The 13,179-nt window shown below is 33.2% G+C and carries 8 protein-coding genes and 3 pseudogenes; 3 read left to right on the top strand and 8 right to left on the bottom strand.

Annotated elements, in window-relative coordinates; all coding sequences use genetic code 11:
• Nucleotides 1-194 precede the first annotated feature (194 nt).
• Nucleotides 195-2,144, top strand: a complete 1,950-nt coding sequence (locus tag IPK18_02265) for a tetratricopeptide repeat-containing sensor histidine kinase (protein ID QQR98376.1) — start codon at nt 195-197, stop codon at nt 2,142-2,144.
• A 160-nt stretch (nt 2,145-2,304) separates the two neighbouring features.
• Here IPK18_02265 and IPK18_02260 read toward each other — a convergent pair whose 3' ends face one another.
• From IPK18_02260 to IPK18_02250, 3 genes are read right to left on the bottom strand one after another with little or no spacing between them, the layout of a single operon-like run.
• A complete protein-coding gene (locus tag IPK18_02260; protein ID QQR98375.1) occupies nt 2,305-2,607 on the bottom strand; it encodes a helix-turn-helix transcriptional regulator in 303 nt (100 codons plus the stop codon).
• 1 nt (nt 2,608) lies between these two features.
• Nucleotides 2,609-2,956: a type II toxin-antitoxin system RelE/ParE family toxin gene (locus IPK18_02255; GenBank protein QQR98374.1), complete on the bottom strand. Its 348-nt coding sequence runs from the start codon at nt 2,954-2,956 to the stop codon at nt 2,609-2,611.
• 37 nt (nt 2,957-2,993) lie between these two features.
• A complete protein-coding gene (locus IPK18_02250; GenBank protein ID QQR98373.1) occupies nt 2,994-3,578 on the bottom strand; it encodes a hypothetical protein in 585 nt (194 codons plus the stop codon).
• Nucleotides 3,579-3,910: 332 nt separating this feature from the next.
• On the opposite strand from IPK18_02250, the pseudogene IPK18_02245 reads away from it, so the two are divergent.
• Nucleotides 3,911-5,420: pseudogene (locus IPK18_02245) on the top strand (IS1182 family transposase).
• A 164-nt stretch (nt 5,421-5,584) separates the two neighbouring features.
• Here the strand turns inward: IPK18_02245 and IPK18_02240 are convergent.
• Both IPK18_02240 and IPK18_02235 read right to left on the bottom strand, forming a co-directional pair.
• Nucleotides 5,585-6,154 carry a hypothetical protein gene (locus IPK18_02240; GenBank protein QQR98372.1) on the bottom strand — a complete coding sequence of 190 codons (570 nt, stop codon included), beginning with the start codon at nt 6,152-6,154 and terminating at the stop codon, nt 5,585-5,587.
• A 170-nt stretch (nt 6,155-6,324) separates the two neighbouring features.
• Nucleotides 6,325-7,048: pseudogene (locus IPK18_02235) on the bottom strand (hypothetical protein).
• 354 nt (nt 7,049-7,402) lie between these two features.
• Here IPK18_02235 and IPK18_02230 point away from each other — a divergent pair.
• Nucleotides 7,403-7,897, top strand: a complete 495-nt coding sequence (locus IPK18_02230) for a hypothetical protein (GenBank protein QQR98371.1) — start codon at nt 7,403-7,405, stop codon at nt 7,895-7,897.
• 1,314 nt (nt 7,898-9,211) lie between these two features.
• Here IPK18_02230 and IPK18_02225 read toward each other — a convergent pair.
• The 3 genes and pseudogenes from IPK18_02225 to IPK18_02215 form a co-directional block, all read right to left on the bottom strand.
• Nucleotides 9,212-10,393 (bottom strand): acetyl-CoA C-acyltransferase, encoded by a 1,182-nt coding sequence (locus tag IPK18_02225; protein ID QQR98370.1) that lies wholly within the window; start codon nt 10,391-10,393, stop codon nt 9,212-9,214.
• A 45-nt stretch (nt 10,394-10,438) separates the two neighbouring features.
• On the bottom strand, nt 10,439-10,807 hold the full coding sequence (locus tag IPK18_02220; protein QQR98369.1) for a four helix bundle protein: 369 nt from the start codon (nt 10,805-10,807) through the stop codon (nt 10,439-10,441).
• Nucleotides 10,808-10,828: 21 nt separating this feature from the next.
• Nucleotides 10,829-13,158, bottom strand: a pseudogene (locus tag IPK18_02215) (3-hydroxyacyl-CoA dehydrogenase/enoyl-CoA hydratase family protein).
• Nucleotides 13,159-13,179: the final 21 nt, after the last annotated feature.

Genomic DNA, 13,179 nt, shown 5'->3' with positions numbered 1-13,179 from the left:
TTAGAATTTCATAACTCGCACATATAATATATTTATATCTTCACTTTATACTTTATATAATACATTTTTATAATTCAGAAAATATACTTATTTTAGATAAAAACCATCTAATGTATAAAACTTTATTCATCTGCATTTTGCTATTATTCTTTCATTGTAATCTAAAAGCACAGCTGGTAGATTATAAATTAATAATGGACTCTTTAAATATTGCTTTAAAAAAAACTAAAGTAGATACTGTCAAGGCAGAAACCTATTTGGAGATGAGTTATCAAGCTCTAATGAATGGTGATATAGATAAAGGTCTACTAATTGTAGATACTGCAGAAAACATTGCTAAAAAAGCAAAATGGAATATAGGGATTACTACTGCGCATAGATACAAAGCAAATATGTATACGGCAAAAGGTGATAATGTAAATGCATTAAAGTTTTTTAAATTGTCATTAAAAGAAAGTGAAAAAAATAAAGACTCACTTGGTGTGATTCTAAGTAATTATAGCATAGGTGCCATTTATCAACGAGAAAGTAATTTGCCTAAAGCGACTGAATATTTTTTAAAGGGAATAGATTTGTCAAAGCAAATAAATAGTGATGATCAAATGGCTATGGGCTATTATTCAATATCTGTCATTCTTTTTATACAATTTGATTTGAATAAATCTAAAGAATATGTAAACAGAGCATTAGCTATTTTCAATAGGAAACAAGATGCTGATTATGTATATTGGCAGGCACAAGCCTATGAAATATTAGGAACTGTATATTTAAAAGAGAAAAAAAACGATTCTGCAATTTATTATTTTAATAAATCACTTGAGAAAAATAAAGCTGCAAATTTTGTGGAAGGTATTGGTAGATTGAATGTACAACTTACATCAGCTTATGAAAACAATCCAAAAATACAACTACAATACACAGAAGAAGCAACCAAAATTTTTGAAGCATATGGTGATAATCTTTATAAAATATACAATGATGGTAATCGTGGCCTGGTTTATAAAAATCTATACTTTCATCCAGAATTAATTAAAACATTGCCAGATAGCCTACAACTGTCAAAATCAGAATTTGCTACTAAAGCAGATTATTATTTAAACTATGCTATCAATAAATCAAGAGAACTAAAATACTCAGACCTTGAAATACAATTTCTAAAACCTTATGCGCAATTGTTGGCAGACCAAAAAAAGTATGCAAAAGCTATTGAATATTATGAAGCATTTGTTACGTTGAATGATTCTGTTTATTCTCAAGATTTAAAAAACCAAATTGCTGGCTTAGAAAGTAAAAGAGAAATAGAAACACGCGATAAACAATTACAAATTAATCAACTACAATTAGATAAAAATAGAAGTGAACGCATTATACTTTTTTGTGGACTTGCTGCCTTATTAATTATTGGAACTCTATTGTATTATCAAAATAGAACCAGAAAAAAAACAAACGATACTTTGCGAAAGTTGAATGCCGAATTAGATAAAGCTAACCAACTAAAAGCAAGATTCTTTGGTATCCTCAGTCACGATTTGCGAAGTCCGATTGCAAGCTTAGTCAATTATTTGCAACTACAAGAAAATAGTACAGAAAATTTGCCTGCTGAAATTAGAAACGAATGTAATCTACAAATAAAAAACTCTGCCAATGATTTGCTCAACAATATGGAATCATTGCTCACGTGGAGTAAATCGCAGATGCAAAATTTCAATCCACAAAAAAAGCAAGTTTCGGTAGATGATTTGTATGCATACATTCAAAAATTTTATTCAGAAAGCAATATAAATAATATAAAAATACATTATATAAATATAGAAAATCTCACAGTAAATACAGACGAAAATTATCTGCAAACTATTATGTATAATCTTACAGCGAATGCCGTAAAAGCATTAAAGAATACAGAAAATGCGGAAATTATTTGGAATGCAAAAAGAGAGCACAACCAAATTGTATTGTCAATAACAGACAATGGTAGTGGAATAAAAAGCGAACAGGTAGAAAATTTATTTACAGAAAAAACGACAGCCAACACCAAAACAGGGTTTGGCTTACACATTATACGAGATTTAGCAAATGCCATACAATGCAAAATTGTTCATGAAAACAATATACCTAATGGTACTATCTTTAAGCTTTATTTGTAATAAGTCCAAGCTAAGATATTGCATTAATACTACATATATGTATGCAGAACTTTTTTGTTCAACTTCTAATTGCATTAGTTTAATGATATATAAATTATGTAAAACTGCCACCCAAAAATACAACGTTGTGCAACTGCCACCGATGTTATGGGCTGGTTTTTTATGAAATCGTCAACGAAATTTTTCTTCCAAGTCCGTTTTCTAAAAGTCGATACAAAGTTGAAAGTTGAATGTCGCTGTGTCCATTTTCAATTCTTGAAATAAAACTTTTTTTTGTTCCTGTTTTTTCGGCTAATTGTTCTTGAGTCAACTTTGCTAAATGTCTTTCTTCTTTGATAACTTCGCCAATTGCAAAAGCTTTAGCTTTAATTTCAAATTCGGTTCTTTTTGCAGTTCCAATTTTTCCGTATTGTTTTTCAAGATGTTCTGAAAATGTCGTGATATTTTTATTTTTTGTTTTCATTTTATTCTGTTTTTATTTCGTTAAAATATTCATTCATTATTTTAATTGCTTTGTCTATTTCTTTAGTTGGTGTTTTTTGAGATTTCTTTTGAAAACCGTTAAATAAAACAACTACTTTTCCTTTGTCAAAGCAGCAAAATATTCTGTAGATATTACTTTCGTACTCGATACGAATTTCATATAAATCTTTAACACCTTCAATTTTCTTGAAAAACTTAATTGGAATGCGTTCAACTACTGAAATAATAAACAAGACTTCATCTATTTTAGTTCTTACTTTTTCTGTTTGTTCGTTAAAGAACTCATAGAAAAAGTTTTTGTAAAATATGATTTGTCTTATTTCTTCCACGAAACAAAGTTAACGAATAATGGAACAAAAGCAAAATTTATTTTGACCAATCTATTACTTTACAGACTTTTTTTAATTGGAATACACCATTTTGAGTATATACAAAGGTAAATACATCATTATTTTTATCAACACTATAGTAGATTTTATATAACACATAATCTATTTCAAAAGACCATTCTAAGTTAGAATATGAAGATGGCAATACATCAGAACAACTAATATTGATTTCGTTTTTGATTTCATTTTTTAGAAGCTTTTTTTCATAATCATTAATTATTTTTATGTCTGTTTCATTTTTTGCGATAGTAATACCTTGAATCGGATATATTTTAAATAATGGATTCTTTTGCATCATAAATATTGTTTTCTTATTTGTAACAATATATGGAAACTTGTCTCCATCTATTTCTATTATTTTACTAACAAATAATGGTTCACTTTTTTCGCCATTACAACCTACAACACCTGGTAGAACTAATTCACTTTTTTCAATATTTGCAACTACTTTTGGGTTTTGTTCAGTAATTTTATACCATGTTCCATCAGTATTTAGAATAATTTTTTCACCATTTGAATTTGTAACAACATTCTGTGAATAAGAATAATGAATTGAAAACATACTAATAAATAGTAAAAGTGCGAATTTTCCGTTAGTCCTGCGGCACTTCAAAGCAGGCACAATATTTTTAAACTTGCCCATAACGGTTTGCGGCTTGGCGAAGTGGCGGAAATCGAAGCACAAATGTTCAGTTTTGCACAAAAGTTCAATCGAAGAAGTGCCGTTGAATTTAGCACTAAACCCGCCATTTTGCCAAACTGCTGTGTTTGTTGCACAACGTAAAAATAATGACTTTTTTGATATTTTATATCTTCTGTATAAATAACTATATATTAATATACTTAGAATACTTTTATATAACATATGTTTGCTTATTCTTCGTATATTCGCACATGCAAGGACGCAAATCATTTCAACCTAAAACTATTTTCTTTACTTCTCTGCCTGAGCTCGTACCTCAAGATAATTTCTATAGAAAGCTGAATAGTGCCATTTCGCTTCATTGGATTTATAAGGCTACTGCTGTGTATTATGGCAATGATGGCAACGAAAGTATAGACCCAGTTGTGTTTTTCAAAATTCTGCTTGTTGGTTATCTCAACAACATAAATTCCGATAGAAAACTCATCGCTTTCTGTGCTGATTCACTTGCCATTCGTTTGTTTATTGGTTATGATATTGACGAGCCTCTTCCTTGGCATTCTACTATTTCTAGAACTAGACAATTATATGGCGAAGAACTATTCCTTACACTTTTCAACAAGTACTAAAGCTATGCGTAGACAAAGGCATGGTTAGTGGTAAGCGTCAATGTGTAGATAGTGCTTATGTAAAAGCCAATGCTTCTATGGATGCTTTGATAGAAAAACAAGTTGTTGATGATGCTGTATTGTATGCTAATGAACTGAACGAACATAGCGACTTTAAAGTAAAAGCTTCTATGAAAAAGCTGTAGACAAACACCATGCATGGAAAGCTAAAGCATACAAAGATATGCCTGGCAATGCAGTAAATCCTAAACAGACAGATGAGCATGGCAATCTTATTCGTCCTAAATTTACCAGCAACCATACACACATCAATACAACAGACCCTGATGCTAGAATAGCAGTAAAGCCAGGCAAAGCAAGACAACTCAACTATGCTGCTCAAGTAAGTGTAGACGATAAATATCATGTTATTACTGGTGCTTTGGCAGATTTTGCCAGCAAGAAAGATAGTGATAGTTTAGCTTTAATTATTGAGAAACAAGTGTTAATTTATTAGAAAATGATATAAAAATAAAAGAAGTAATTGCCGATGCTGGTTATAGTAGTGGCAAGGCACTAAAGTATTTAGAGCAGAAAAATATAACAGCCTACATTCCTAATTTTGGACAATACAAAAGTGAAAGAGCAGGTTTTGTTTTCAATAGGATAGATAATCAGTATGAATGCCAGCGTGGCAACAAAGCAGTACTGAGCTACAAAGGGATAAAAACAGATAGCAAAGGTTATGAAAAGAAACAATACAGAAGTAGTGAAAGTGATTGCAAAAATTGTGCATTGAGAGCACAATGCTGTGGTAAGGTTACCAAATACAAAAAGATAGAAGACAGCATAGATAAACCATATTATGATAGAATGCATGAACGTTTAACAAGTAATGAAGCGTATGCAAAGCGTATGGTACGGAAACGGAGTAGCACAGTAGAGCCAGTATTAGGCACGCTGATAAACTACAGAAACATGAAGCGAGTAAATACACGAGGCATACAAGGAGCAAACAAATACGTTATTGATGGCGACAATAAGTTATAATTTACAGAAATACCTGTTCTTTAATAAGCCAAAGCGAAAAATAGAAGCATTAAGCCTTATTAAAAGCAATAAAAAGGCAAGAAACAGGCTAAAAAGCAAATAGAAACCTATATTTTTACAAGAAGCGCCACCAGATACCAGAGAACAAAAAGAAAGAAAGCAATAATATATTAATGCAAATAATATATGATATATAAATTATGTAAAACGACCACAAAAAAAACCGCGTTGCGCAACTGCCACCCGTGTTATGCACAGTTTTTCTCATTAGTCATTTATTTTATTCAATGGTTCTGTCAAAAAATATCCTTCAAAATAGCCTTTGTTCACTGAAGCTTTATATTTTTCTCCAATCGAAAATGATTCGTATTTTCTTCGTCTTACTTTGTTTTTTAATCTACCATAATTTGAGTTAAAGACGATATAATAATCAGTTGCTTTTCCGTGTGAAATATTCTTATCTATGACTATCATCTCAATCTTTTCTACAGTATTGCCTTTTAACCAATAATTGAGGTTCATTCGTAAACCCATTTCTAATAAAAAACTAAAAATAAATGTCAGCATTACAAGTCCAATGATTGAAAATGCTTTCTTAAATTTAGATATTGGTAAGTCTATGTCAATTTTGTCAAGTCTTTTGAGAATTATGATTGAAATTATGTGGGTAATAGCTAATGTCGTTATAGCAGTAAAATTTACACTGAAGCCTTTGTCAAGATAAATGTCGTCTAATGTGAAAAGTCCAATAATTAATAAAGTAACAGCACATATAAATGGTAGTGTTATAATAATTGCAGAAATTTTTTGTCTTTTTGTAATAGTCTTACCATTCATTTAATGAATTCATTTTTTGTTGTGGTCTGTCGTCCTAAAATTGTGCATAACGTTTTGCCGCTTTGCGAAGGCGGGGATTTTTAGCACTAAACTTCATTAGATGCACAAAGCTTGAATTTAGCACTTCACTGTCATAGAAGCACGAAACCCCCGCTTTTGCAAAACGGCTGTTAGTGGCTGGCATTCTGTTCTGTCGTCTGTTTGTTAGCATAGTTGTCAATTCGCTTATTTCGTGCATTTATGAAGTCAGTTACTTTTTTCTTATAAACTAAATATTCGTCAACGTCTGTAAATGTCGGCTTTGTTTTAAAGTTGTCAAATGGCAAGTAAAACCGAATATTTTCACTCTCGTCAACAAGGTCATTTAGTAAAAAGAAGTCAATGTAACCTTTAAAGTTCCGAAACAGGTCAAAAAAAGTTTTTATACCTTAGAAATGTGTCGTAAAGCGGACTTTGTTGTCCTTCGTAAAAAAGTCTGATACATTCCAAAGTCAAGTCAAATCGGTCGTCAATTAAACTATTTACTCCACGAGCTTGATTGATTGTAAACTTGTTGTCTATTTTATTTTTCGGAAAAAGTGTGTAGGCACCAATTGTCGAACCAATGTCAAAAAGTTCGTTTACTTCGTTTGGAATTTGTTTTATCAACCATTGTTTTCTCGTCTGATTTCTGTACGAGTGAGTTATGGCATCACTTCCCAAATTGAACTCGCCAAGTTCCGATTTGTGATATAAATACGTTCCGCTTTTTTTATTGTCTAATTCAAAAGTTTGTCCGTTTGGCAATGGTTTACTCCATAACAATTTATGATACGAACGAAGTGTCGGACTTGTGCTGTCTGGGTCGCCACCGTTTGCGTCTGTGTATACATTAAACGTAATATCTAATTTCATTTTCCTGTCGTATTTTTCTTTGCGTCGCGGTCGTCCTATGCTTGCCACTAACACACAAATATACGCAATAAATGGAGTTGCGTATATTTTTTTGTTAAAAATATTTTTTCCTTATAATCTTCTTATTATCAATATTGTATGTTAAATATGTTTTTGCGTATTTTAAATATCCTGTCGTAATATTTTATCCATATTTCATTTGTATATACCCAAAATGCGCAAGTTGTTTTTTGCTTTTTCTTCAAATAATTAACATAAATATTTATGGAATTTTTCTGCTTTTGCGTCATTATTATAGCTGGGGGTACTTCAAACCTAAGCTGGCTTATTTTTTAATTTAAAAATTTTATTATTATGTCAAACATTACCAACAACAAACTCTCTGCTACGCTTACAGCAGCGCAAATTTCGGCAGTAAAAACTGCCATCAACACCATTAAATCTAACTTGCCTATGCTCATAGGACTGACTACCGAAGAGCGACAAAGTATTCCTAAAATTGATGTGAACAACAAAGTTTTTGTTGAGGATACCATCAACGTCATGGAAAATAATCCTACGCTATTGCCTGCTTATTTTAACACCGCAGAACTGAAAAAAGACTTAGAACTTTTTCAGCAATTAGAGCCTCTTTTGCAAGAAATTGCCAAACTGCACGAGCTTATAGACGATACTAAAATGTTGGCTGGCTCTGAGGCTTATGTTACTGCATTGGCTGCTTATAGAAATTTTGCGGCAGCAGCTACTGCGGGCATTCCTGGTGCAGATAGCGTGTACGATACACTAAAAACTCGCTTTGCTACGCAGTCTAGCTCAAGCAATTCAACAAATAATAATACACCTAGCTAGCTTACTTTTTTAGTGGCTCAATCTAGCTCAAAGCCTACCTAGCCTGTCTTTTTAGACGGGCTTTTTACTTTTTATGTGGACTGACTCGTGTTTTACTGCGTTTACCCACTTAAAAACTGAGCTGGCTTAGTTAATAAGTGGGTATCACTAAGGTTTGAAGTGGCCTGGGGTACTTAAAACCTAGGCTGGCTTAGGTAAAAACTTAGCCAAGGGGGTACAAAAACTGAGTGTCACTAAGGTTTTAAGTGGCTGGGGGTACTTAATAAGTGAGCTGGCCGAGTTCGGAACTGAGCTGGCTTAGGTTTGAAGTGGTCTGGGGTACTTAAAAACTGCGTGGACTGACAAATTGGGTGGTACCCCCACTTCCATAGGTGGGGTACCCACTTCGGAAGTGGGGGTAAGCGTTAATTTTGTGCCATTATGGCAGTTTTTATTGATTTTTATTGAAATTGTTTAATGTCATTGCCTTGAAAAAGGCAATCTCATATTTCTAAGTGATTAGGAGATTACCACTTTCGTGGTAATGACAGTAAAGCTATTTTTTTCTTGATAAAACAGTGCATTTACTTTCTTTGTCTTGATACAAGAGTGTAATACTTACTTTTTTTGATAAAATAGTGCATTTACTTTCTTTGTCTTGATACAAAGAAAGTAACAAAGAAAAATCAAGGCTTACGAAAAATGACGCTAAAAATATTCGTCTTCGCTAAAAGTTTTTAAACTTGTTCTGCTTCTACAAAGCAGAACTTCAAACAGCAAAACTTTCTTTACGCTCAACGTTTATTTTCTTAACGCTATTTTTCTAATGCTTTTTTTATTTCTTATATCAGATTATGATTTCAGTCGTTTTGATTTTTCTTCGCCACGTGCTGACGCTTGAACGCATGGCAGTCGTCAGTCGACAGTCGACAGTCAGCCGTTGATTGACGCTTGAATCTTCTTTTTATTCTTTATTTTCTTAACGCTATTTTTCTGATGCCGTGTTGGTCGGCAGTCGACGGTCGACAGTCAGCCGTGGATTGGCACTTGAACGTTCTTTTTATTTTCTTTCGCTATTTTTCTGATGCCATGACGGTCGACTGTTGACAGACAGCCATTTATTGACGTTTGAATGTTTTATACTTTAAAAGATTGCTTCACTTCGTTCGCAATGACGAAACTTTTTTACGCTATTTTTCTGATGCTAATTTATTCTGTGATTAAAAGGAGCTGTGTAATGATGAAAATCTTATTTGCACTAAATAAAAAACGCCAACTGGTGTTGGCGTTTTAATCTGATTAGAATTGTTGTTATTATTTACAATAAGCTATGAACTATTTTAATCTTTCAATGATACCTGCAATACCTTGTCCGCCACCAATACAAGCACTTACCATACCGTATTTTTGATTTTGACGGCGCATTTCATTGATTAATTGTACTGTAAGTTTTGCTCCAGAACAGCCAAGTGGATGACCTAATGCAATAGCGCCTCCATTTGGATTGATGATATCTGGATTTAAACCTGCTGTTTTGATAACTGCTAAAGATTGTGCAGCAAATGCTTCATTTAATTCTATCATTTCAATATCAGCTAGTTTCATGCCTGCTTGTTTTAGAGCTTGTGGTATTGCTACTACTGGTCCTATTCCCATAATTCTTGGCTCGCAGCCTACTACTGCTGATGTTACTAAACGTGCTATTGGTTCTATGTTTAATTCTTTAACCATTCTTTCGCTCATTACAAGTACAAATGCTGCGCCATCTGATGTTTGTGATGAGTTTCCTGCTGTTACAGAACCTTTAGCAGCAAATACTGGCTTTAGTTTTCCTAAACCTTCTACTGTAGTATCTTTTCTTGGACCTTCATCTGTATCTATAGTGTATTTTTTAGATTTACGTTTGTTCTTTTCATCTATAAAAATTTCTTCTATTGTAACAGGAACAATCTCATCTTTGAATCTACCTTCTTCAATGGCTTTTATTGCTTTTTGGTGTGAGTTGAAAGAAAATATATCTTGTTCTTCTCTTGTCACATTGTATTGAGTGGCTACTGCTTCTGCTGTTAAGCCCATTGATGAATAGTAATCCCAATTAGATTTGGCAATCTCATAATTCAATACTGTGCGCCAACCAGTCATTGGTAATAATGACATAGATTCTACACCACCAGCAATGATACATTCTGCCATACCTGAACGTATTTTAGCTGTTGCCATAGCTATGGTTTCTAAACCTGAAGCACAATATCGATTGACTGTAACACCACCAATAGTTTGAGACAAACCTGCACGTAGTACAATCATTCTACCTATTTGCATACCTTGTTCTGCTTCTGGTATGGCATTGCCACAAATCAAATCATCAATTCGTGTTTGGTCTAATCCTGGAACTGATGCAACAAGATGTTTTACAACATCAGCTGCTAAATCATCAGGACGATAAAAGCGGAAGCCACCTTTTTTGGCTTTCCCAATTGCGGAGCGATATCCGGCTACTATATAAGCTTCTTGCATATTTTTTTGAGTATTTTTTAGATTTGAGAAGTGAGATATGAGATATCACTTCTCAAGGTTACTTAATAATTTATCTCTTAGTTTAAAAATCATTTTTTGAATTTCATTTATTTCTGAAGATATAGAATTAAATTCTTCGTCTGAAATAAATCCTAACTTCTTTGATAGTTCAATTTGAGTATCTAATTCGCAAGAAGATCCGTAGGCAATAAATAAAAATTGTATAAATTCTTTATCTGTATTTCTGCCCGAACCTTCTGCAATATTGGATGGTATAGAAACGACAGCTCTTTTAAGTTGGCTAACTAATGCATAAGCTTCATCTTTTGGAAAATGTCCAGTTGTTTGATAAATCAAAACTGATAAATCCATTGATTTCTGCCATACTTTCAGTTTTCTATACTCATGTCTCATAGCTCAAATCTCATTTCTATACTAGTTACGTAATGGTTTTCCTGTTTGTAGCATGTGTTGAATTCTTTCTAATGTTTTCTTTTCGCCACATAAGCTAAGGAATGCTTCTCTTTCTAAATCTAATAAGTATTGTTCTGATACTTCTCTTGCTGCAGAAAGATCACCACCACACATAACATAAGCTACTTTTTTTGCAATTTTGGCATCATGCTCAGAGATATAACCACCTGCAACAAAAGATTCTACACCAATTGTAAGTGTTCCTAATCCTGTTCTGCCCAATATTTGAATGTCATTTCTTGGCGCTGGTTGTGTATAGCCTTGATCTGCCAAAAATAATACTTGTCTTTTTGCTTCTGCAATCACTCTCTTTGAATTGACTACTACCCTATCTCTTTCTTTTCTCATAAGGTTTAGTCCAAATGTTTCATAACCAGAGAATGAAGTTTTTGCCATTGCTACAGTTAAGAAGTTTTCTTGCAATGTTGGTAGAATTGGATCGCCAGCTTTTAATGAATCTGAGGTGCGTAATGCCATTTCTTTGGTACCACCACCACCAGGAATTAAACCAACACCAACTTCTACTAAGCCCATGTATGTTTCTGCTGCTGCTACAACTGCGTCTGAATGCATAGTTACTTCGCATCCGCCACCTAATGTCATACCATGTGGTGCAGAAACAACTGGAATGCCTGAGTATCTACAACGCATAGTAGTTTTTTGGAACTGACGTATTGCAATATCTAACTCATCGTATTCTTGATCCAGTGCCATCATAGCAATCATCATAAGGTTTGCACCTACTGAGAAGTTTGTAGCATCGTTGCCTATTACTAATCCTTTGTAGCCTTGTTCTGCTATTTCTATTGATTTATTGATAGCTTGTAATACATCGCCACCTAATGAATTCATTTTTGAGGTAAATTCTAAACAAACAACATCATCGCCTATGTCGTGTAAGATTCCACCTGAATTTTTCCATACTGGTTTGTTATTTCTTAAATTATCTAAGATGATGAATGCGTCAGCACCTGGAATTGCTTTATATGATTTTGATGCTTGATCGTAATATTTTTTTACGCCATTTTCTGTTTTATAAAATGATGTATTTCCAGCAGCTATCATATCTGTAACCCAAGTTCCGATAGTAAGTCCATCAGCTTTTGCAAGTTCTATACCTTTTTCTATGCCTACGATATCCCAATATTCGAATGGTCCAATTTGCCATGCAAAGCCACCACGTAATGCATCATCGATTGCATATAATGTATCTGATATTTCTGGTACTCTATTAGAAACATAAGCAAATAAACCAGCTAAAGAACGTTTTACTAATTGTGCGCCTTTGTCATCAGCTTTTATAAATGCATTTATTTTATCTGCTAATTTTTCTGCTTTTGATGCTGCATCTAATGATGCAAATTTTGGTTTGATTACTGGCTCATATTGCAAAGTATCTAATCTTAATGCAAATGAGTTTCTATTTTCATCTTTGTAGTAATATCCTTTTTTAGTTTTATTTCCAAAGAATTTATTTTCTAATAAGAAATTTACGTAAGGTGGTGTTGTAAATGTAGCTGCTTGTTCATCATTTGGACAATTGTCTTTAATGCCCAACATTACTTTTGTTCCTGTGTCATTACCTACTAAATCGCTTAATTTGAATGTGCCTGTATTTGGACGACCAATTGCTGCTCCAGTCAATTTATCTGTTTCTTCGATTTTTAGTCCTAACTCATCTGTAAGTTGGAATATTTTTGCCATTGTATAAACACCTACTCTATTTGCAATAAATGCTGGTGTGTCTTTACATAACACTGTTTCTTTTCCTAAGATTAAATCGCCATATTGCATAAAGAAATCTACTACACTTTGGTCTGTTTGTGGTGTAGGAATGATTTCCAATAATCTTAAATATCTTGGTGGATTGAAGAAGTGTGTTCCACAGAAGTTTTTTTGAAAATCTTCGCTTCTGCCTTCAGACATTAGATGGATCGGAATTCCTGATGTATTTGATGTAACTAGTGATCCTTTTTTCTGAAGTTGTCCACTTTTTCAAATACTTGTTTTTTAATGTCTAATCTTTCGATAACAACTTCAATAATCCAATCGCAATCTTTGATTTTAGGCATATCATCGTCGAAGTTTCCGAGTGTTACTCTCTTTGCAACGTCTGCTGTATATGCTTGAGCTGGCTTAGATTTTAAAGCGAAAGTGAATGCATCATTCACAATCTTGTTACGCATTTTAGGATTGGCTTTTTCTTCATCTTTTAAGTCGAAAGGAACGATGTCTAACAATAACACTTCGCAGCCAATGCCTGCAAGGTGTAGTGCGATACCAGAACCCATCACTCCAGAACCGAGTACTGC

The organism is Sphingobacteriales bacterium (assembly GCA_016699615.1).
Taxonomy (GTDB): Bacteria; Bacteroidota; Bacteroidia; order Chitinophagales; family JADIYW01; genus JADJSS01.
The sequence above is the reverse complement of the archived record's forward strand: the minus strand, read 5'-3'. Positions and strand labels throughout refer to the sequence as shown.

Coding starts and splice junctions, on each gene's coding strand:
- IPK18_02225 (QQR98370.1), bottom strand. CDS start 10,393: ATGCAAGAAGCTTATATAGTAGCCGGATATCGCTCCGCAATTGGGAAA.
- IPK18_02230 (QQR98371.1), top strand. CDS start 7,403: ATGTCAAACATTACCAACAACAAACTCTCTGCTACGCTTACAGCAGCG.
- IPK18_02260 (QQR98375.1), bottom strand. CDS start 2,607: ATGAAAACAAAAAATAAAAATATCACGACATTTTCAGAACATCTTGAA.
- IPK18_02220 (QQR98369.1), bottom strand. CDS start 10,807: ATGAGACATGAGTATAGAAAACTGAAAGTATGGCAGAAATCAATGGAT.
- IPK18_02250 (QQR98373.1), bottom strand. CDS start 3,578: ATGTTTTCAATTCATTATTCTTATTCACAGAATGTTGTTACAAATTCA.
- IPK18_02265 (QQR98376.1), top strand. CDS start 195: ATGGACTCTTTAAATATTGCTTTAAAAAAAACTAAAGTAGATACTGTC.
- IPK18_02240 (QQR98372.1), bottom strand. CDS start 6,154: ATGAATGGTAAGACTATTACAAAAAGACAAAAAATTTCTGCAATTATT.